The following is a 20,093-nucleotide window of genomic DNA, read 5'->3' on the forward strand; positions in this document are numbered from 1 at the left end:
CGGCGGACCGGCGCGTGGGGGATCAAGAGCCGGTTTCGGCCGCCGGCTCAAGGGAATGCTCTCGCACATGCCACCTGAACGGCGACCGATCGTTCTCTGCGCCGACGATTACGGCATCAGTTCCGGCGTCAGCCGCGGCATCCTGGCGCTCGCCCGGGCGGGGCGTCTCTCCGCCACCGGGTCGATGACGAACCTGCCCGCCTTCGCGGGCGCGGCGCCGGCCCTGCGGGACCTCGACGGGCGGATCGGGCTCGGCCTCCATCTCACGCTCACCGCCGGGGCGCCGCTCGGGGCGATGCCGCGCCTCGCGCCCGACGGACGCCTGCCGGCACTCGGGCGGCTGATGCGGGCCTGCCTGTCCGGGGCGGTCGACGGGGCGGAGATCGCGGGCGAGATCGCCCGCCAGCTCGACGCCTTCGCGCGGGCCTTCGGGCGGGCGCCCGACTTCGTGGACGGGCACCAGCATGTCCACGTCCTGCCGGGGGTGCGGAGCGCGCTTCTCGGCGAACTCGCCGCCCGGGGCCTTGCCGCGCGGGTCTGGCTGCGCGACCCCGGCGACCGAGCCGCGGCGATCCTGGCGCGTCCCTCCGCCCCGAAGGCCGCCCTGGTGTGCGCGCTCGCCCTCGGCTTCCGGGCGGCGGCGACGCGGGCGGGCTTCGCCACCAACCGCGGCTTCTCGGGGTTCTCGGATTTCGCGCCCGGAGAGGGGTTCGCGGCGCGTTTCGAGCGGGCCTTCGCGGCGCTCGGCCCAGCGCCCCTGGTGATGTGCCACCCGGGCGAGGCCGACGAGAGCCTGCGGGCCCTCGATCCCGTCGTGGAGAGCCGGCCGGCGGAACTCGCCTACCTGGCGTCGGAGCGCTTCGGGATGTTTCTGGAGCGGGAGGGGCTGGTGCTCGCGGCGGGGCCCTGTCCGCCCGCGCCCACTGAGGCCGAAACCCGGCCGGCTTGACCGTCTGGATGACGGGGCGAGCCCCGAAGCGGCCCCCTGCGGCGCGGGGACGGAACGTTCGGCCGTGAGCGCGCGCCCGATCTCGGATGGTGGGGCTCGGCGTCCTGGATGTCCGGCGCCGCGCGGCCGCAGCTGCGATCGACGTCAGCCCTGGGCCGCCGCGACACCGCTCAGCAAGTGCGCACCCACAGACCGAACTGCGTCCCCACCAGGACGCTGCTCCAGCCACTCAGCAACCACAGCCTCGGGTGATCGGAGACACTGAATCGGAGGTCGTACAGCACGACGGCAACGCAGCATGCGAAGAAGCCGCCCCAGGCGATCGCGACCGCAAGGCTCCTGATCGGCGATGCGAGCGCGTCCGCAGTGCAGCGCACCGGGCCCGACCCGACAATCTCGGATGCTTGATCCAAAAGGATGTCTCCTGCGCTGCCGGCTCTTCGATTCGCCATTCACCCCGCATGTAGGCGGCGCCTCATAAAGATCGGTTCGCGAAAATGGAAAAGGTGAGATGAATGGCAAGTGCGGCTTTCTCTTTTGTTTGATTTTATGAGGCGAGTTGAAAAAATCTTCATGACGGTGACGGAATTCGGAAGCCGTGCCGGACGCGGACGGCTCAGTGTCTCTCACAAAACTCCCGATCACCGTCGTCGCTCGCCGTGCCGCCTCCAGCGCGGCGGGAGTTTTGTGAGGTGCACGTCGTCCCCTGTGGGAGCGAGACCGCCACGCCGAGACGCCCCTCGGCCTCGATCAGCGCCCGACCACCTCGCCCCAAGCCTTTGTTTCCGAGAAACTTTCCGCGACGGACCGACCATCGCCCGGTCGGATGAAGCAACCCGCCTCCGTCCCGGATCCGGATCACGGCGCGCGGCGGACCGGTCGGGTCGTGACGCGTGCGAACCCTGGCGCGCGCAACGCAGAGGCATCGAACCAAATTCCGTGATGAACGGTTATGGGTGCATCTTTTGGTTGTGAACGAGGGTCAGGCAATGTTATGGAACAGGCGGGGCGTTCGCATCACCGTCGGGCTGCTGTTGCTCGGGGCGACCTTGCTTGCCGTTTTGCCAAGTTTTACCGGATATACGAGCCTTGATGGGACGGTCAACGCACGCTTTACGCTTGTTGCGGCGCCAATCGAGGGCGTCGTCACCGCAACACCGCCGAAGGTCGGGACCTCCGTGCCGAAGGACACGGAACTCTTCGCGATCCAAAATTCCCGCATCGCGCGCACGGCGGAAGCCCAGCTGGATGCCGACCTCGGTGCAGCGCGCGAACGATTGCGCGCTCTGGAATCTCAGATCGGAAATCTGACGGCGCTCCGGAAAGACCTGAACGGCCGCCTGAGAGAGTATCAGCAGGCGAGCATCGCCAACATCCAGCTGGAGATGTCGATCCGCCAGCAGCGCATCAGCGCGGCCCAGGCCAACCAGGCCTCGGCATCGGCCGACCTCGCGCGCAAGACCACGCTCGGCGCGACCGGCGTGGTGGCGGGAAGCTCCGTCGAGGCGGCGCGGGCGGCATCCATCACCGCCGTGAGCGAGCAGGCCATCGCCAGGGCCGAGCTGGAGCGCCTCAGCCGGCAGCTTGAGGCCGTCAAGCACGGCACCTTCGTCGGCGAGGGCCGCAACGACGTGCCCTACTCGCAGCAGCGCGCGGACGAGGTCGCGATCCAGCTCGCGAATGTCGAGACGCAGGCCCGCTCCGAGCGCGCGCGCATCCAGCAACTCGAGCGCCAGCTGGAGGTCGAGCGTCAGCGCAACGACAGTCTCTCGGCCACGGGCGTGCGGGTTCCCTTCGAGGGCGTGATCTGGCGCAACAACGTCGTGGCGGGATCGAACGTGGTGGTCGGCAACGAGCTGATCCGGCTGCTCGACTGCCGCGACCTGTTCGTCGACATCCTCGTCGACGAGGTCGATTACGACCAGATCAAGCCGGGCGACCGGGCGGAAGTGCGGCTGCTCGGCAGTACGGACATCATCCACGGCACGGTGGTCTCGGTGCGCGGAGCCAGTGCGGCCGTCGAGGAGGTCGTGCTCGCGGCCGTCCCTCCGGAGAGCCGCGGCAAGAACGCCCGCATCCGGGTCGCGCTCGAACCGAACGCGATGCAGACCGACTACGCGAATTTCTGCCAGGTCGGCCGCACCGTGCAGGTCCGCATCGCGCGCGCGACCGCCGGCATTCCCATCCTGTCGTGGGTGAAGAACCTGTGGTTCAGCATCTCGTAGCCCTGGCGCCGACGCTCCTCGTCGCCGCGTTCTTCCTGGTCCTCACGCTCAACTGGCCGCGCGGCGCGACGTGGTCGCGGGCCGTCACCTGTGCCTTCGTGCTGCTCGTCGCCCTGCGCTACCTCGTCTGGCGCTTCGCCGCGACCGTGCTGCCCTACCCGGCCAACGGGAGCTTCGGCTTCTTCTGGACGTGGTTCGTCTTCCTCGTCGAGCTCGGCGCCTTCGCGGACATCCTGCTCTTCCTGATCGCGATGAGCCGCTCCGTGGACCGCTCTGCCGAGGCCGATCGCCTGGAGAGGGACCTGTTCGCGCGCGATCCCGCCGAGCTCCCGACGGTCGACGTGTTCATCCCGACCTACAACGAGCCGCTCGACGTCCTGGAGCGCACCATCGTCGGGGCGCTCGCCCTCGACTATCCCAAGGACAAGCTCACGATCTACGTCCTCGACGACAAGCGTCGCGACTGGCTGCGGGAATACTGCGAGAAGAAGGGTGCGATCCACGTCACCCGCCCCGACAATTCGCACGCCAAGGCCGGCAACATGAACAACGGCCTCACGGTGTCCTCGGGCGATTTCATCGCGATCTTCGATGCCGATTTCGTGCCCTATCAGAATTTCTTGCGGCGGACGCTGCCGTTCTTCGCCGACCCGACGATCGGCATCGTGCAGACACCGCAGCACTTCTTCAACAAGGACCCGGTGCAAGCCAATCTCAGCCTGGAGAAGGTCTGGCCCGACGAGCAGCGCCTGTTCTTCGACGAGATGGCCACCTCGCGCGACGCCTGGGACGTCAGCTTCTGCTGCGGCTCGTGCTCGATCACGCGGCGGGCGGCGATCACCACGATCGGCGGCTTCCCGCACGACTCGATCACCGAGGACCTGCTCACCACCCTCGCCCTCCTCAACAAGGGCTACAAGACGCGCTACCTCAACGAGCGGCTCTCGATGGGGCTCGCGGCGGAGAACCTCAAGGGATACTTCGTGCAGCGGGGCCGCTGGTGCCGAGGCGGAATTCAGACCATCTACCTGCATAACGGGCCGCTGCGCGGCCCCGGCCTCACCCTGTTCCAGCGCTTCATGTTCCTGCCCCTGTCCTGGCTGGTCCAGTACACGGTGCGCTTCATCATCCTGGTGGTGCCCGCCGTCTATCTCTGGACGGGCGCCGCCCCGCTCTACTTCACCAGCACGGCCGACATCGTCTGGTACCAGCTGCCGGTGCTCGCCGCCTACTTCCTGCTGATGGGCTGGCTGACGCCGACGCGCTACCTGCCGCTGGTCTCGTCGGCGGTCGGCGCCTTCGCCACCTTCCGCATGCTGCCGGTGGTGATCTCCAGCCTGGTCAAACCGTTCGGCGTGCCATTCCGGGTCACGCCGAAGGGCTCGGGCAACGAGGAATCCGAGTTCGACGCCTACACGTTCTTCTCGATCGCCTTCTGGATCGCCGTCACCGCCCTCGGCCTCGTCGTCAACGTGGTGCCCGAATGGTCCCGGATCGGGCGCGGGGAATTCTCCGTGGTGTCGGCCTACTGGGCGGTCGCGAACATCCTGGTGCTGATGGTGGCGGCGCTGATCTGCTTCGAGAAGCCGAGGCCGCCGCTCGACAGCTTCGCGACGAACGAGGACGCGCGCGTCGAGTTCGAGGACGGCGCCGTGACGGGCAGGGTGACGAGCCTGTCGCTCGACGGGGGAATCGCGGAATTCGACACGGACCCGACCGTGAAGGTCGGGGACCGGATCATCGTCGAGATGGACCGCTTTCCGCACCTGCGCTGCACGGTCGAGAAGGTCGGCCGTCGCACGCGCAAGGGTCCGGCGGCCGTCAAGTTCTCCTACACGCTCGACGAGACTTGCCACGACCGCATGATCGTGAAGCTCTACACGGGCGGCTACTCACAGGACATCCACGACCTCGACAAATCCGCGATCGTGGGGGGCATCTGGTCGCGCATGTTCGGCCGGACCGCGAGACGATCGGCTTGAAATCCCGGCGCACGCGCTCGCTGATATCGGCTTCGCTCCGCCCGGGAGCCTGGCGAGACGGGATCCACTCTGATCGAACGGATCCCATCTCCCCCCTCCACGCGCCGAATCGATGCGCGATCGGCATCGATCCATTCACGAAGAGGCTTGGACAGAGCCGTCGCACGACCGCGATGGTAGGGGCGGCATCAGGCCTCCGCTGATCCTCACCAAACAGCGAGAAGGGCCGGCACCCCGGTGGGAGGACCGTCATGGCTGGGCACGTTCCGCGCAGGACGAACATCAGGTATGTCATCCTGGCGCTGATCTTCCTGGCGACGACATTCAACTACGTCGACCGCGCGACCTTGTCCGTGGCGGCCTCGGCCATGCGGACCGAGTTCGGTTTCGACGCGATCACCATGGGTCTCGCGTTCTCGGCGTTCGGCTGGGCCTACACCGCCCTCCAGATCCCCGGCGGATGGGTCCTCGACAAGTACGGGGCACGCCTCGTCTACGGACTCGGCCTGATCCTGTGGTCGGCCCTCACGATGATGCAGGGGCTGGTCCACCTCGTCTCCTTCACGTTCCTCGCCCTGTTCGCGCTCCGGTTCCTGATGGGCATCGCCGAGGCACCGGCGTTCCCGGCCAACAGCCGCCTGACCGTGATGTGGTTCCCGGCCCAGGAGAGGGCGTTCGCCACGTCGATCTTTCAATCGGCTCAATATTTCGCGCTGGCCGCCTTCACCCCGCTGATGACCTGGATCCTGCACGCGTACAGCTGGCAGGCGATCTTCTTCTGGGCCGGTGGAGTCGGCATCGTCCTCGGCGCGGTCTGGCTGATCTACGTTCACGAGCCGCGCCGGCACGGCGGCGTCAACCAAGCGGAACTCGACTACATCGAGGCCGGGGGCGGCCTGCCGAACATGGGCGACGCGCGCGACCGCATCCGCTGGTCCGAGGTCAGGGCGCTCTTCGGCAACCGCATGATGGTCGGCCTCTATATCGGCCAGTTCTGCCTGACGACGATCACCTGGTTCTTCCTGACCTGGTTCCCGACCTATCTGCTCGAGGCGCGCGGGATGTCGATCCTCAAGGTCGGCCTCGTGGCGGCGATCCCGGCGATCTGCGGCTTCCTCGGCGGTCTTGCCGGCGGCGTCTGGTCCGACTGGATGCTGCGGCGAGGCTGCAGCCTCACCGTCGCGCGAAAGACGCCGATCATCGTCGGCCTCGTGGTCTCCAGCAGCATCGTCCTGGCGAATTACGTCCCTTCCGACACCGTCGTCATCGCGGTGATGAGCGTCGCCTTCTTCGCCAAGGGCATCGGCAATCTCGGCTGGTGCATCGTCGGCGACGTCTCGCCGAAAGAGATGATGGGCGTCAGCGGCGGCATCTTCAATTTCTGCGGCAACATCGCCAGCATCGTCACGCCGCTCGCCATCGGAATCATCGTCAAGGAGATGGGCTCCTTCGACCTCGCCCTGGTCTATATCGGCCTCGTGGCCCTGCTCGGCGCCTTCTCCTACCTCGTCATCGTCGGCCCGCTGCGCCGCCTGGACCTGGGCGAGGCGGCCGAGCCCCGCGGGACGGCCCGCGCAGCAGCCCCCCGGGCCTCCCTCTCCGGCCCGGCCCGGACCTGAGCGCCCCGCATTCGTCCATCGGAGGACACCATGACCGAACCGCACGAGACCGTCACCGGCATCCGCCTCCGCTCCGTCTCCCTGCCGCTCAAGACCCCGATCAGCGACGCGAAGGTGCTCACGGGCCGGCAGAAGCCGATGACCGAGATCGCGATCCTGTTCTGCGAGGTCGAGACCAGCGCCGGCCTCAGCGGGCTCGGCCTCAGCTACGCGAAGCGCGCCGGCGGCCCCGGCCAGTTCGCCCATGCCAGGGAGATCGCGCCGGCGCTGCTGGGCGAGGATCCGAGCGACATCGCGAAGGCGTGGGACAAGCTCGCCTGGGCGGGCGCCTCGGCCGGCCGCAGCGGACTGGCCGTCCAGGCGATCGGCGCCTTCGACGTCGCGCTGTGGGATCTCAAGGCGAAGCGGGCCGGGCTGTCGCTCGCCAAGCTGCTGGGGGCGCAGCGGGACGCGGTGCGCTGCTACAACACCTCGGGGGGCTTCCTGCACACGCCGCTGGACGAGCTCCTGGTCAACACCGATCGCTCCCGCGCCAAGGGCATCGGCGGGATCAAGCTGAAGGTCGGCCAGCCGGACTGGGCCGAGGATGTCCGGCGCGTCTCGGCGGTGCGCGAGCACCTGGGCGACGCCTTCCCGCTGATGGTCGACGCCAACCAGCAATGGGACCGGCCGACCGCGATGCGGATGGGCCGCCTGTTCGAGCGCTTCAACCTCGTCTGGATCGAGGAGCCGCTGGACTGCTACGACGCCGCCGGCCACGCAGCCCTCGCCGCCGCCCTCGACACGCCGATCGCCACCGGCGAGATGCTGACGAGCGTGTCCGAGCACTGGGACTTCATCCGCCAGACCGGCGCCGACTTCCTGATGCCGGACGCGCCGCGCGTCGGCGGCATCACGCCCTTCCTCAAGGTGGCCGCCCTGGCCGAGTTCGCCGGCCTCACCATCGCGCCGCACTTCTCGATGGAACTGCACATCCACCTCGCCGCCGCCATGCAGCGCGAACCCTGGGTGGAGCATTTCGAGTGGCTGGAGCCGCTGTTCAACGAGCGGCTGGACTTGGCGGACGGGCGCATGCGCGTGCCGACGCGCCCGGGCCTCGGCATCACCCTGAGCGACCAGGCCCTCGCCTGGACCCGCGAGACCGCCGCGTTCGGCAGCCTGGCGTGAGGGGCGCGGAGCGCGGCGGCGGCGCGTCGGCCGGGGCGGCGGCGATCAGGCCGGGGTCGCGGGGGAAGCGGCGGTCGCCGTCGTCACGATGCGGTCGGTGGAGGCCATCACGTCCTCGACGGTCCGCACGTAGCGCTCGACGCTCTCCCGGAGCGCCTGCCGCTGCGGATCCTCGGCGGAGAGGACCGCCAGCGCCTCGGCGAGGTCGCGCAGGCCGCCCCCGATGGTCCGCTGCAGCGCCCGGATCTGGTGATGCCGCGGGCCCGGATCGATGCCGGCCGCCAGGACCTGCACCAGGCCCTCCGCGAGCCGCCCGCTCGCCTCCGGTGCCGGGATGACGGGAAGAAGGTGGATCTGCGTCATGGTGCACCGCCTGCTCGCATGGCCTCTCGGGGAGCGCGGAGGAAAGCCGCGCGCCGGCCGCCCGGTCAGCGCGCCAGCACGCGCGCGGCGCCCTTGGTGGTCTCCACCGCCTGGGTGACGCTCCCCACCGCCTGCGAGATCGCCCCGATATTGTGCGCGATCGCGCTCACCGCCCCCGCGGCGTCCTGCATGTTGGCCGACATGTCCTGCGTCACCACGCTCTGCTGCTCGACGGCCGCGGCCGTCCGCACGACGTAGTCGCGCATCACCTCGACCGATCCCTGGATCGTGCGCAGCGACTCGACGACCTGCCCCGACACGGCCTGGATGCTGCCGATCTCGGTCGCGATCTGGTCGGTGGCGCGGGCGGCCTGGTTGGCGAGGTTCTTGACCTCCTGGGCGACGACCGCGAAGCCGCGCCCCGCCTCGCCGGCCCGGGCCGACTCGATGGTCGCGTTGAGGGCGAGCAGGTTGATCTGACTGGCGATGCTCTGGATGAGGCCGACGATGCCGTTCATCGCCGCGGCGGTGGCGGTCAGCCGCTGGGTGAGTTCGCCGGCGGCGCCGGCCTGCTGCTGGGCCTCATCGCTGGTCACGCGCGCCTTGCCCATGCTCGCGGAGATCTCGTTGACCGAGCGCGCGAGTTCCTCGGCGGCGGCCGCCACCGACTGCACGTTGTCGGAGGTTTTGCCGGCGGCCAGGCGCGCCAGCTCGGCCTCGCTGTTCGAGCGCGCGACGGCCTGGTCGACCTCGGCGAAGTTCTCGTCGATCAGCGTCTTCAGTTCGGTGAGGCGCTTCACCTCGGCGGTGACGTCGCTGGCGAACTTGACGATCTTCGACACCCGGCCGTGCTGGTCGAGGATCGGGTTGTACGACCCCTCGATCCAGACGGGGCGGCCGTCGCGGCCGATGCGCTTGAACTGGGCCGCCTGGTACTCGCCGCGGCGCAGCCGCTCCCAGAACTCCGTGTACTCGCGGCCCGCGCGGGTCTCCGGCTCGACGAAGATTCCGTGGTGACGGCCGCGGATCTCCTCCAGGCTGTAGCCCATCAGGCTGAGGAAGTTCCGGTTTGCCGTGACGATGGTGCCGTCGGGCAGGAACTCGATCACCGCCTGCGACCGGCCGATCGCCGCGATCTGGCTCGAATAGTCGAGGTTGAGCAGCCGATCGCCGGCATCGCTCCACTCGACGACGAAGCCGAGGCGGCGCCCGTTCTCGGACAGGGGCGTGACGAGGAGGTCGAAGACGCGTTTGCCGACCCGGATGGTGGCGGCGTGCGGCTTGTCGAGGGCGGCCAGCATGCGGCGCTGGTGGCTCGGGTCCTTGTGGAAGACGTCGATGTTGCTGCCGACGAGCTTGGCGGCGTCGAAGCGCGGGAGGTCGGCCCTCAGGTCGGCCTCCGCCTCGTGCATGAAGCGCGCGAGGGCGGGGTTCATGTAGGTGATGGTCATGTCGGCGTCGGCGATCATGACGTTGGTCCGGAGCGCAGCAAGGGCCGCAACCTCCATCCTGTTCGCACCGCGACTGCCCTTGCTCAACCAGTTCATAACGCCACGAAGCTCCGGTCATGCTGCCCGGCTGCGGAGATACGCTTGTATTCGCTGCTGCCGATCCCCCCGAAGACTTGGCGAGAAGTGCTAATAAATCTTTAATTTGAGCGCATTAGGCCGAATCCTGACCAATCTACTCCGTCTAGATGAGGCGAGTGATGGTTACATGAATCTTGTTATTGTCGACACCTGACTGAACGCCGAGTCAAGTCTCGATGATCCACGTTCCCCTGGCGCGAGACCGGGCCGTCTGCTCCGCGCGCGCTCGTCCGCGGATCGGGGGAGGCGCGGCCGCCGCGAAACAGGGTCCGCGGGACCGGGAAGCGCCCCGTTTCCGGCCCTCGCCACCGCCCCCCGTCGATTTGCCACGGGCCGCGTCACGTGCTGAAATCCCCAAGAGCCGTCCGTTGAACGAGGCGGCCGGGAGGAGTGGACCGATGAGGCGAGGGATCGCGGGAGCGCTGGTGCTGGGCGGCTGCATGGTGGCAGCGCTGCCGGCCGTCGCGCAGGAGAAGACGCTGACCGTCTGGTTCAGCAAGGGCTTCTACCGCTCCGAGGACGAGTCCCTCTGGGCGACCATCAAGAAGTTCGAGCAGAAGACCGGGATCAAGGTCGAGCTGTCGCAATACGCGATCCAGGACATGATCCCCAAGACCGTCGCGGCGCTCGATTCCGGCTCGCCGCCGGACGTCGGCTATTCCGACACCTACAACAACCAGGCGGCCGGCAAGTGGGCCTTCGAGGGCAAGCTCGAGGACCTCACCGACGTCCTGCAGCCGATGATGGCGCGCTTCGCCCCGCAGACGGTCGAGCACACGCTGCTCTACAACGGCCAGACCCAGAAGAAGGCGTATTACGGGTTCCCGCTGAAGCGGCAGACGCTTCATACGGAAATCTGGAGCGACATGATCGAGAAGGCCGGGCTCAAGGCCAGCGACATCCCGACGAACTGGGCCGATTACTGGTCCTTCTGGTGCGACAAGGTCCAGCCCGCCTACCGGAAGGCCACCGGCACCCGGATCTACGGGATCGGCGCGCCGATGGGCGTGGAATCGACCGACAGCTTCCAGTCCTTCTACGCCTACATGGACGCCTACGACGTGCGGCTCGTCGACAACGACGGCAAGCTCCTCGTGGACGAGCCCAAGACCCGCGAGGCTCTGGTCAAGGCGCTCAAGGACTACACCGATCCCTACGTCAAGGGGTGCGTCCCGGCCTCCGCGACGACCTGGAAGGACCCCGACAACAACGTCGCCTTCCACAACCGCACCACGGTGATGACGCACAACTTCACCATCTCCATCGCGGCGAAGTGGTACGAGGACAGCGTCAACCCGAGCGCGACGCCCGAGCAGCGCGAGAACGCCCGGAAGGCCTACGAGGAGACGATCATCACCGGGTCGTTCCCGAACCGGCCGGACGGCAAGCCGATGACGTACCGGGCCGACGTGAAGCACGGCGTCGTCTTCTCGGGCGCCAAGAACAAGGCGGCCGCCAAGGAATTCGTGAAGTTCATCATGGAGGAGGACAACCTGCGCCCCTACGTCGAGGGCGCCATCGGCCGCTGGTTCCCGGTCACCAAGGCCTCGATCGAGAGCCCGTTCTGGCAGGCCGACAAGCACCGCAGGACCGTGTACAACCAGTTCAAGTCGGGGACCGAGCCGTTCGACTACGTGAAGAACTACAAATTCACGCTGGTCAACAACGAGAACGTGTTCGCCAAGGCGATGAACCGGGTGGTGAGCGAGAAGGTACCGGTGGAGAAGGCCGCCGACGAGATGCTCGCCCGCATCAAGCAGATCGCCGGGCCTTAGGCGGGGCGGCTGTCTTTAGGGAGGTTTGAGCATCTGCAGACAAGCCACCGGTGCCTGAGAATGACGTGGGATCCCCTCTCCCGAGTGGGAGAGGGGTAGGGGCGATCGAAGATCGCGCAGGGTGGCTCGGGTTCCACAAGGGCACTGAACCGTTGAGCTGCCAGCGGCACCGTTCAGTTTTCTTGCTGCACTCGAGCCGCCCTCACCCCCGGCCCCTCTCCCACTCGGGAGAGGGGAGAGGTGCCTCGTACTCAAGCAGCCGTGAGTTCGGCCCGCACGACACACCCGGGGCGGCGCCCCACCAGGGAGACCGAGGATGACCGGAACCCGCGCCCTCACGGTCGATGCCGCCGCCCCGGCGGCGGCGGCCCCGCCGTTCCGCCTCAGCGCCTGGCAGGCCTGGGGCGCGATCCTGATCGCGCCCTATCTCCTCGTGTTCCTGTTCTTCGTGGTCTACCCGGTCGGCTACGGGCTCTGGCTCGCCCGCAGCCCGGCGAGCTACGCCCACCTCGCGGCCGACCCGATCTTCGCCCGCGCCGTCGTCAACACGCTGATCTTCCTGCTCGTCGGGATCAACGTGAAGATGGTGATCGCGCTGTTCCTGTCGGGCTTCTTCACGAACGAGCGGCGCTGGATCCGCTGGCTCTCCGTCCTGTTCATCTTGCCCTGGGCGGTGCCGTCGATCCCGACGATCCTCTCCGTCCGGTTCATGCTGAACCCGGAATGGGGAATCGTGAACCAGATCATCTTCCGGCTCACCGGCGACGACGGGCCGAACTGGCTCAACGACCCCGCCCTCGCGCTGACGCTCGCCATCGCGGTCCACATCTGGAAGTCGCTGCCGTTCTGGACGCTGATCCTGCTCGCCGGGCGCCTCGCCATCACGGCCGACCTCTACGAGGCGGCCTCCGTCGACGGGGCGACGCGCTGGCAGAAGTTCCTGCACGTGACGTGGCCGTCGATGCGGACGCTCTACGTGACCTGCACGATCCTCTCGATGATCTGGACGCTCGGCGACTTCAACAGCGTCTACCTGCTCACCGGCGGCGGTCCCGCCGACCTCACCCACGTGCTCGCGACGCTGGGCATCCGCTACCTCAGGCTCGATCAGGTCGACCACTCGATGGCGGCGGTCGTCTGCGCGATGCCCTTCGTCCTGCCCCTCGTCTACGTGCTGATGCGGAGACTGTCGAAATGAGCACCGGCCTCGCGCAGGCGCCGCTCGCCGCCGCCCGGGCCCCCGACCCCCGGCCCCGCTCGGACTGGCTGAGGGCCGCCGGGACCGAGGCGAAGCTGCTTCTCGTTGGCATCCCGGTCCTGCTCTGGACCCTGATCCCGATCTACCACCTCGTCCTGTTCGCGATCTCGCCGAAGGAGGACGCGATGTCGGGCGCGCTCTTCCCGGAGCATCCGACCCTGAAGAACTTCGAGATCGTCTTCGGGCAGCGGCATTACTTCCTGTCGAACTTCTGGCAGCAATTCTGGAACTCGGTGGTCATCGCGTTCGCGACCGGATTCCTGACGCTGCTGATCGCGACCTCGGCCGCCTTCGCGATCAGCCGGCTGAAGGTGAAGGGGGGCCGGACGGTGATGAACCTCGCGCTCTTCACCTACTTCATCCCGGCGGCGTTCCTGGCCGTGCCGATGTACAAGACCATGGGCGCCTACGGGCTGCTCAACTCCAAGTGGGCGCTGATCCTGGCGATGGTGACGATCGCCAGCCCCTACGCCATCTGGGTGCTGAAGCAGGCCTCCGACAAGCTGCCGGCGGAGCTGGACGAGGCGGCCGTGATGGACGGGGCCTCGCCGCCCCAGCTCTTCCGCTTCGTCTACCTGCCCCTGATGATGCCGTCCCTCGTGGCGATCGGCGTCTACGCGCTCCTGCTCGCCTGGAACGAATACCTGTTCGCCTTCCTGCTCCTGTCCCGCGACACGGACGTGACCCTGCCGGTCGGCCTCGGCAGCTTCCTGGCGGCCGACGATTCGCCCTGGGAACTGCTCATGACGACGGGGCTGATCTACGCCCTGCCGCCGGCGGCGGTCTACTACGTGTTCAAGCGTTACATGGTCGGGGGGCTGACGGCCGGCGCGGTGAAGAGCTGAGGCCGCCGGCGCTGCCCGTCGTGGACGAGCCGCCCCTAGGCCGGCAGGACCACCACCTTCGTCTTCACCGGCGTCCGCGCGTAGAGGTGCAGCATGTCCTGGCTGAGCAGGCCGACGCAGCCGCTGGTGATCCCGGAGCCGATCGATTCGGCGTCGCGGCTGGCGTAGATCGTGTAGAGCGTGTAGGCGCCGTTCTGATAGAGGTAGAGCGTGCGGGCGCCGAGCGGGTTGTCGAGGCCGCCGGGCATGCCGCGGGCGTATTTCGCCGCCTCGGGCTGGCGCTTGATCATCTCCTTGGGCGGCGTCCAGGTCGCCCACTCGGCCTTGCGCCCGACATAGGCGTCGCCGCTCCACAGGAAGCCGTCGCGGCCGACATTGGCGCCGTAGCGGGTCGCCATCCCGTCACCCTCGACGCGATAGACGAAGTACTGGCCGGGATCGACGATGATGGTGCCGGGCGCCTCCTTGGTGTCGTAGCGCACGGTGCGGCGGTAGTATTTCGGATCGACCTTGCTCACGTCGACCGCCGGGATCGCGAACTTCTCGTCCGGCACCGGGCCGTAGATCACGGCCGTATCGACGTAGGCGAGGCCGTCGGAGGTCGCGCAGCCGCCGAGCCCGAGGGCCCCCAGGCCGGCGGCCGAGCCGGCCAGGAACGACCGGCGGCTCAGAGACTCCGCCCGGGATCCGCGCCGCGCGACCGCATCCATCGTGCCGGCCGCGGCACGTCCACCATCCATCGTCATCACGTCCCCCTGTCCGGCCGGCCGGCGCGATGCTCTTGCGGCATCCTCCCGTCCGGCGTCCTGCCACGCTTGAGAGTGCCGGCCCACGGCCCGGCTGGCAAGCACCGGCCGCCACGATGACACGTGACGATCCCGTCGCTCGGGGCCGATCCTGCAGGTCTTGGTGTCGAGAACAGGGCAACCGGCCGCGCCGTCACCGCCCCTTCTCTTCGACACCGAAGTGATCCGCGAGTTGGGCGCCCGTATAGGTCTCCGAGAAACTGTCGGGCGGCAGCGGCAGCATGGCGGCGTTCCAGGCCGTCCAGGCGGCTTCGAGCCGGGCGAAATCCGCCGGCCGGCGGGCGCGGAGATTCGCCCGCTCCAGGGGATCGGCCACCACGTCGAACAGGAAGGCGTTGCCGCGAATCCGCAGGTACTTGAGGGTTCCGTCGCGCGTCGCCGCCTGGGCGTTGGCGCGGTAGCGCCAGTGGAAGGTCCGCGGCCGTTCCGGCGCCGCGCCGGTGAGGATCGGCAGGAGGTCGATGCCGTCGGGCGGGTAGGCCGGGTCGGGGACGGTGCCGGCCGCGGCGAGCAGCGTCGGCAGCCAGTCCATGCTGATCATCGGCTGGTCGCAGCTACGCCCCGCCGGCAGCCGGGCCGGCCAGGACAGCAGGGCCGGGACGCGCAAGCCCCCCTCCAGCAGCTCGGTCTTGCGGCCGGTGAAAGGCCAGGTGTCGGAGAAGCGCTCGCCGCCGTTGTCGCTCGTGAAGACCACGATCGTGTCCTCGGCGATCCCGTGCGCGTCGAGGGCGTCGAGCACCCGCCCGACCTCCCGGTCCATCTCGGCGACGATGCGCCGGTAGGTCTCCTGGCTGCCGCCGTCGAAGTCCCGCAGGTTGGTGCCGGCGACGCGGCGCGATTCCTCGGAATCGTCCGGCCCCTCCCAGGGCCAGTGCGGCGCGTTGAAGTGCAGGCTGAGGAAGAAGGGCCGCCCGCTCCCGGCGCCCTTCGCGATCTCCTCGACCGCGTGCCGGCCGAGCAGGTGCGTGGCGTAGCCGTCCTCCTCCACCGCCCCGTCGCCGTCCCAGAGATCCGGCTTGTCGTCGGTGCCGCGGTGGCTGAAATAGTCGATCGTCCCGCCCCGGAAGCCCCAGAAGGCGTCGTAGCCCCGCTGCAGCGGCCCGAATTCGTGCACGCTGCCGAGGTGCCACTTGCCGATGAGGGCGGTGCGGTAGCCCGCGCGCCGCAGCAGGCCCGGCAGGGTCGGGTGGTCGGCCGGGATGCCGCCGGTGAAGCGGGTCGTCACCGGCTCCTCCAGGCCGACCGCCAGCCGGTCCTGGTAGCGCCCGGTGATCAGCGCGGTCCGGGTGGCCGAGCAGACCGCGGAATTCGCGTAGGCCTGGGTGAAAAGCAGGCCCCGCGCGGCGATGCGGTCGATCTGCGGGGTGCGGATGTCGGGCCGGCCGGTGCAGCCGAGATCCGCGTAGCCGAGGTCGTCGGCCACGATGAACACGATGTTGGGCGCCGCCGCCGCCCGCGCCCGGGTCGCGGCGCCCAGCACCGCCCCCGCCGCGCTCCCCAGCACGCGCCGCCGCGTCACGCGCCCCATGCTCCACCCCCCGGCCGAGTCCGGCCCCAAGCTAGGCCATACCGCGGGGCGCCGCCAGCCCGCGCGGCGGCCTCAGGCGGCGTGCACCCGCTCCACGAAGGCCGCCACCGCCCCCTGCAGACCCTGGCTGCGCGCCGCGACGGCGTCCGCGGCGCGGCGCACCTGCCCGGCCTCGGCCTCGTTCGACCGCGCCGCCGCCTGCACGCCCTCGATGCTGACCGACACCGTCTCGGTCTCGGCCGCCGCACCGGCGATCGCGGCGGCGACCGCGCGGGTCGTCGCCTCCTGCTCCTCGGCGGCCGCGGCCACCTCCTGGGCGATGGCGCCGACCTGCCCGATCGTCCCGCCGATGGCGCCGAGCGCCGCGGCGGTGCCCTCGGCGGCGGCCTGGATCGCTGCCACCTGCGCGGTGATCCGGTCCGTCGCGAGCGCGGTCTGGCCGGCGAGCGCCTTCACCTCGGCGGCCACCACGGCGAAGCCCTTGCCGGCGGCGCCGGCGCGGGCCGCCTCGATCGTGGCGTTGAGCGCCAGCAGGTTCGTCTGCTCCGCGACGGCGCGGATCAGGGTCACCACCGCGCCGATCTCGGCGGCGGCCGAGGTCAGGTCGCCCACCGTCGCCTCCAGGCCCCGCGCCTGGTCGAGCGCCCCGCCGGCGATGGCGTTGGTGCGCGCGATCCGGCCGGCGATCGCGTCGGCGGCGGCCGAGAGCTGCCCGATCGCCTCCGCCACGGTGCCGACCATCTGTGAGGAATGGTGCGCGGCGCGCAGCACCGCGCCGGCCTGGCCGCTGGTCTCGCCCGCGCCCGCGAGCAGGGTCCCGGCGGCGCGCTGCATGTCGTCCGCCGCCCCCACCAGCGCGGCGGAGACCTCCTCCATCTCCACCTGGAAGGCGGCGGTCGCCTGGGCGAGATCCTGCGCCCGCACCTCGTCCCGCGCCGCCCGGTCCTGCGCCGCCGCGTCGAGGTCGCGCTTCTCCACGAGCGCCGCCCGGAAGGTCGCGATCGCGCGGGCCATCTCGCCGACCTCGTCGCGGCGCCCCGTGTCGGGCACCGCCAGGTCGAGCCGGCCCGCCGCGAGCGCCCGCATGGTCTCCTTCAGCCGCACGAGGGGGCGGCGGATCTGCGTGGTGACGAGGACGGAGGCGGCCGCGAGCGACATCAGGATCGCGAGGCCGGGGGCGAGCACCAGGGCGAGCCGCGCGCGGTGCCGCTCGGCGGCGGCCGCCTCCCGCTGCCGGTCGAGCCGCGCCAGCGTGCTCTCGCCGAGATCGGTGATCCGCCGCACCATCTGCTCGCGGTTGCGGACCGTCGCCTCGTCGGTCGCCTGGATCAGCGCCGCCTTGGGCGAGATCGTCAGGCCCAGTTCCGCCGTGTCGGCCTGGTAGGCCACGAATTCCTTGATCGCGAGATCGAGACGCCGCGCCTCGTCGGCCGGCACGTCCTCGCCCAGGGCGGACAGGAAGGCGCCGCGGGCCCGCTCGACCTCGGCGAGGGCCGATTGCAGGGCCGAGAAGCGGGCCTTGGCGCCCTGCGTGTCGTCCGCCGTGTAGACCGCGGTGGCCTGGACGACCGCGTGCTCGATCGCCTGGGCGAGGCTGCGCGCCTGCAGCGCCGTCGCGACGATCGCGTCGGTCACCGCCGCCCGCCGCTGCTCAGTCTCCGCCTGGACGAGCGCGAAGGCCGAGATGCCGGCGGCGACGAGGCTGAGGGCGAGGATGACCGCGCCGAGCTTCCGGCCGAGTGTGAGACGCATGACGGGCGACACTTCATATCCACGAAATCGCCCTCGCCGATAAAGCAGATCCCTTTAATCCCGGCTTAAAACCGCGATTAATTTAGCCATCTAAGATCTATTTTTCGGCCGAATCGCTCGACATTCAGGGATCTATGGCCCTCGAATTCTGATCGACAACGTTCCGATGACACGGTTGTCGGTGGATCGTCCGGGCGCCGCTCGGGGCCGGGTGCGGAGATCCGGCGTCCCCGGGTGGGCGAGGACGGACCGAGGCGCCGGCCAGGACGGCTCCCTGCGCGGTCGACGCGGGCGCACGGCGCGGGTGGCGGCCGTGACGCGCGGGAGGACGGGGCGGCTCGCCGCCCGGCTCGATCCCGGGCAAGCCCGGGATCGCGCGAACACGAGGGATCACGCCTCGCCTTCGACGGCTTCGCCGAAGGCGAGGCGAGTCCCCGCCGGTGCCGCGGAGAGGGCGGCCCTCAGGCGGTGGCCTCGTGGTACATCTTCTCGACGTGCTCCCAGTTCACCAGGTTCTCGATGAACGCCTTGAGGTAGTCGGGACGCCGGTTGCGGTAGTCGATGTAGTAGGAATGCTCCCACACGTCGACGCCGAGGATCGGCAGCGCGCCGTGCACCAGCGGGTTCTCGCCGTTGGGGGTCTTCAGGATCTCGAGCTTGCCGTTCTTGACGGCGAGCCAGGCCCAGCCCGAGCCGAATTGCGACACGCCGGCCTGGATGAAGTCGGCCTTGAACTTGTCGGTACCGCCCAGGTCCTCGGCGATCTTCTTCTCGAGCGCGCCCGGAATGGCGCCGCCGCCGTTCGGCTTCATCCACTGCCAGAAATGGATGTGGTTGTAGTGCTGGCCGGCGTTGTTGAAGAGGGGCTGGTTCTGGCCGTAGGACGCCTTCACCACCTCCTCGACGCTCTTGCCCGCCAGCTCCGAGCCTTCGAGCAGCTTGTTGCCGGTGTCGACATAGGCCTTGTGGTGCTTGTCGTGGTGGAACTCGAGGGTCTCCTTCGACATGTAGGGCTGCAGCGCGTCGTAGGCGTAGGGCAGTTCGGGCAGCGTGAAGGCCATCGTCTGTCTCCGCATCGTGTGGGCGGCGGACCGCGCGGCCGGCAGGCGCGCTGCGGCCCGGGATCCGGGCGTTAGGTAAGTCGGCGGGAGCGGTCCGGCAACGTGCCGCGCGGGAGAGCGGGGCGGATCCCGCCGGTCCGGATCGGGGCGAATTTTGCAAAAGCGCGTCAGCCCCTTAATCTCGGCCGTAGGCGGCCCGCCCGCGCGTGTTCGAGAGTGGTGATGATTCGTGCGTTGTTCGCCCTTGCCCTGCTGATGATCCTGGGCGGCCTCGCCGCGATGGCGCAGGGCATCCCCTACGTGCGGCTGGAGGTCGGCTGGACGATGGTCATCGCCGGCAGCGTCGGGGCGAGCGGCGGGGCGGTGCTGCTCGGCCTCGCGGTGGCGGCGGCACGGCTCGCCCGCATCGAGCAGCATCTCGCCGCGCCGCGCCCCCTCGCCGCGCCGGCCCCCGCCGAGATCCCGGCGCCGACCCTGCCCGAGATGCGCGCCCCCGCGTTCCGGCCCGCCGCCCCGTTCCTGCCGGAGCGCCCCCCCGCGCCGGAGCCGGTGGTGCCCACACCCTCGCCCATCGCGGCGGCCCTCGGGGGGGCGGGCGTGGCGGGCGCGGCCGAACTCGCGGCGCAGGAGGTGCGCCCGATCCACCCCGCACCCGACGAGCCCGCCGCGCCGCCGCCCCGGGCGGAGGAGCCGGAGGAGCCGCCGGCGGACCCGGGCCCGCACGAGGAGGCCGCGCCGTCGGCCCTCGCCGACACGGCCGCCGAGCCTCCGCCCCGGCACGTCCCGCACCCGGAGGACACGGGGCGGGAGGATCCGGGGCGTGAGGACTCGCTCACGGAGGACCCGGCGTCGCCCGTCCCGGCCCCGGAGGTCCCCGACGCGCCGCCGCCGGTCCCGGCAGCCGCTCCACCGCCGGCGCCCGAACCGACGATCGTCGGCACCTACGCTTCGGGCGGCAACACCTACGTGATGTACGAGGACGGCACGATCGACGCCCAGACGCCGAGCGGGAAGTTCCGGTTCCACTCCCTCGACGAGCTCAAGACCTTCATCGCCGAGGGCGGGGAATCGGGCGGGGATCTGCGCTCCGGCGCCGCCTGAGCCGCGTCGCGCCGCGACGGGCTTCGTGAGGCTGTCACGGGCGAGGGGGCAGAAGGAGGGCGAGCGGGGCGGA

General features: G+C 69.7%; 15 protein-coding genes. 9 read left to right on the forward strand and 6 right to left on the reverse strand.

All coding sequences use genetic code 11. From position 1 onward, the window contains the following. Positions 1 to 67: 67 nt before the first annotated feature. The 5 genes from ACW9J6_RS13750 (at position 68) to ACW9J6_RS13770 (ending at position 7,942) form a co-directional block, all read left to right on the forward strand. Positions 68 to 949 carry a ChbG/HpnK family deacetylase gene (locus ACW9J6_RS13750; RefSeq protein WP_457117041.1) on the forward strand — a complete coding sequence of 294 codons (882 nt, stop codon included), beginning with the start codon at positions 68 to 70 and terminating at the stop codon, positions 947 to 949. Positions 950 to 1,938: 989 nt separating this feature from the next. Next, positions 1,939 to 3,174 carry an HlyD family secretion protein gene (locus ACW9J6_RS13755; protein ID WP_457117042.1) on the forward strand — a complete coding sequence of 412 codons (1,236 nt, stop codon included), beginning with the start codon at positions 1,939 to 1,941 and terminating at the stop codon, positions 3,172 to 3,174. Then, a complete protein-coding gene (locus tag ACW9J6_RS13760; protein ID WP_457117043.1) occupies positions 3,156 to 5,156 on the forward strand; it encodes a glycosyltransferase in 2,001 nt (666 codons plus the stop codon). Before ACW9J6_RS13755 ends, ACW9J6_RS13760 begins: the two co-directional genes overlap by 19 nt. 251 nt (positions 5,157 to 5,407) lie before the next feature. After that, complete coding sequence (locus ACW9J6_RS13765) at positions 5,408 to 6,775, forward strand: MFS transporter (RefSeq protein WP_457117044.1); 1,368 nt, start codon at positions 5,408 to 5,410, stop codon at positions 6,773 to 6,775. A 30-nt stretch (positions 6,776 to 6,805) separates the two neighbouring features. Then, positions 6,806 to 7,942 (forward strand): L-talarate/galactarate dehydratase, encoded by a 1,137-nt coding sequence (locus ACW9J6_RS13770; RefSeq protein ID WP_457117045.1) that lies wholly within the window; start codon positions 6,806 to 6,808, stop codon positions 7,940 to 7,942. A 45-nt stretch (positions 7,943 to 7,987) separates the two neighbouring features. Here ACW9J6_RS13770 and ACW9J6_RS13775 read toward each other — a convergent pair whose 3' ends face one another. Continuing rightward, positions 7,988 to 8,305 carry a hypothetical protein gene (locus ACW9J6_RS13775; protein ID WP_457117046.1) on the reverse strand — a complete coding sequence of 106 codons (318 nt, stop codon included), beginning with the start codon at positions 8,303 to 8,305 and terminating at the stop codon, positions 7,988 to 7,990. 65 nt (positions 8,306 to 8,370) lie between these two features. Beyond that, positions 8,371 to 9,774: a methyl-accepting chemotaxis protein gene (locus tag ACW9J6_RS13780; RefSeq protein ID WP_457117047.1), complete on the reverse strand. Its 1,404-nt coding sequence runs from the start codon at positions 9,772 to 9,774 to the stop codon at positions 8,371 to 8,373. 518 nt (positions 9,775 to 10,292) lie between these two features. Here ACW9J6_RS13780 and ACW9J6_RS13785 point away from each other — a divergent pair. The 3 genes from ACW9J6_RS13785 (at position 10,293) to ACW9J6_RS13795 (ending at position 13,772) form a co-directional block, all read left to right on the forward strand. Then, positions 10,293 to 11,669: an ABC transporter substrate-binding protein gene (locus ACW9J6_RS13785; protein WP_457117048.1), complete on the forward strand. Its 1,377-nt coding sequence runs from the start codon at positions 10,293 to 10,295 to the stop codon at positions 11,667 to 11,669. A gap of 316 nt (positions 11,670 to 11,985) precedes the next feature. Next, complete coding sequence (locus ACW9J6_RS13790; RefSeq protein ID WP_457117049.1) at positions 11,986 to 12,867, forward strand: carbohydrate ABC transporter permease; 882 nt, start codon at positions 11,986 to 11,988, stop codon at positions 12,865 to 12,867. Next, positions 12,864 to 13,772 (forward strand): carbohydrate ABC transporter permease, encoded by a 909-nt coding sequence (locus tag ACW9J6_RS13795; RefSeq protein WP_457117050.1) that lies wholly within the window; start codon positions 12,864 to 12,866, stop codon positions 13,770 to 13,772. The genes ACW9J6_RS13790 and ACW9J6_RS13795 overlap by 4 nt, the downstream gene beginning before the upstream one ends. Positions 13,773 to 13,807: 35 nt before the next feature. Here ACW9J6_RS13795 and ACW9J6_RS13800 read toward each other — a convergent pair whose 3' ends face one another. The 4 genes from ACW9J6_RS13800 to ACW9J6_RS13815 form a co-directional block, all read right to left on the reverse strand. Further along, positions 13,808 to 14,518: a L,D-transpeptidase gene (locus tag ACW9J6_RS13800; protein ID WP_457117051.1), complete on the reverse strand. Its 711-nt coding sequence runs from the start codon at positions 14,516 to 14,518 to the stop codon at positions 13,808 to 13,810. A 193-nt stretch (positions 14,519 to 14,711) separates the two neighbouring features. After that, entirely contained in the window at positions 14,712 to 16,106 is a 1,395-nt protein-coding gene (locus tag ACW9J6_RS13805) for a sulfatase family protein (RefSeq protein WP_457117052.1), read from the reverse strand. A gap of 72 nt (positions 16,107 to 16,178) precedes the next feature. Further along, the gene (locus ACW9J6_RS13810) at positions 16,179 to 17,858 is read right to left on the reverse strand and encodes a methyl-accepting chemotaxis protein (RefSeq protein WP_457117053.1); all 1,680 of its coding nucleotides are present in this window, start codon (positions 17,856 to 17,858) and stop codon (positions 16,179 to 16,181) included. A gap of 461 nt (positions 17,859 to 18,319) precedes the next feature. Next, positions 18,320 to 18,919 (reverse strand): superoxide dismutase, encoded by a 600-nt coding sequence (locus ACW9J6_RS13815; RefSeq protein ID WP_457117054.1) that lies wholly within the window; start codon positions 18,917 to 18,919, stop codon positions 18,320 to 18,322. 222 nt (positions 18,920 to 19,141) lie between these two features. On the opposite strand from ACW9J6_RS13815, the gene ACW9J6_RS13820 reads away from it, so the two are divergent. Then, a complete protein-coding gene (locus tag ACW9J6_RS13820) occupies positions 19,142 to 20,020 on the forward strand; it encodes a hypothetical protein (RefSeq protein WP_457117055.1) in 879 nt (292 codons plus the stop codon). Positions 20,021 to 20,093: the final 73 nt, after the last annotated feature.

The organism is Methylobacterium sp. JK268, from assembly GCF_054052225.1.

Excerpts from the sequence above, each read along its gene's own strand:
- ACW9J6_RS13750 (WP_457117041.1), top strand. The coding sequence starts at position 68 with ATGCCACCTGAACGGCGACCGATCGTTCTCTGCGCCGACGATTACGGC.
- ACW9J6_RS13755 (WP_457117042.1), top strand. The coding sequence starts at position 1,939 with ATGTTATGGAACAGGCGGGGCGTTCGCATCACCGTCGGGCTGCTGTTG.
- ACW9J6_RS13765 (WP_457117044.1), top strand. The coding sequence starts at position 5,408 with ATGGCTGGGCACGTTCCGCGCAGGACGAACATCAGGTATGTCATCCTG.
- ACW9J6_RS13770 (WP_457117045.1), top strand. The coding sequence starts at position 6,806 with ATGACCGAACCGCACGAGACCGTCACCGGCATCCGCCTCCGCTCCGTC.
- ACW9J6_RS13775 (WP_457117046.1), bottom strand. The coding sequence starts at position 8,305 with ATGACGCAGATCCACCTTCTTCCCGTCATCCCGGCACCGGAGGCGAGC.
- ACW9J6_RS13780 (WP_457117047.1), bottom strand. The coding sequence starts at position 9,774 with ATGATCGCCGACGCCGACATGACCATCACCTACATGAACCCCGCCCTC.
- ACW9J6_RS13785 (WP_457117048.1), top strand. The coding sequence starts at position 10,293 with ATGAGGCGAGGGATCGCGGGAGCGCTGGTGCTGGGCGGCTGCATGGTG.
- ACW9J6_RS13790 (WP_457117049.1), top strand. The coding sequence starts at position 11,986 with ATGACCGGAACCCGCGCCCTCACGGTCGATGCCGCCGCCCCGGCGGCG.
- ACW9J6_RS13795 (WP_457117050.1), top strand. The coding sequence starts at position 12,864 with ATGAGCACCGGCCTCGCGCAGGCGCCGCTCGCCGCCGCCCGGGCCCCC.
- ACW9J6_RS13800 (WP_457117051.1), bottom strand. The coding sequence starts at position 14,518 with ATGACGATGGATGGTGGACGTGCCGCGGCCGGCACGATGGATGCGGTC.
- ACW9J6_RS13805 (WP_457117052.1), bottom strand. The coding sequence starts at position 16,106 with ATGGGGCGCGTGACGCGGCGGCGCGTGCTGGGGAGCGCGGCGGGGGCG.
- ACW9J6_RS13810 (WP_457117053.1), bottom strand. The coding sequence starts at position 17,858 with ATGCGTCTCACACTCGGCCGGAAGCTCGGCGCGGTCATCCTCGCCCTC.
- ACW9J6_RS13815 (WP_457117054.1), bottom strand. The coding sequence starts at position 18,919 with ATGGCCTTCACGCTGCCCGAACTGCCCTACGCCTACGACGCGCTGCAG.
- ACW9J6_RS13820 (WP_457117055.1), top strand. The coding sequence starts at position 19,142 with ATGATTCGTGCGTTGTTCGCCCTTGCCCTGCTGATGATCCTGGGCGGC.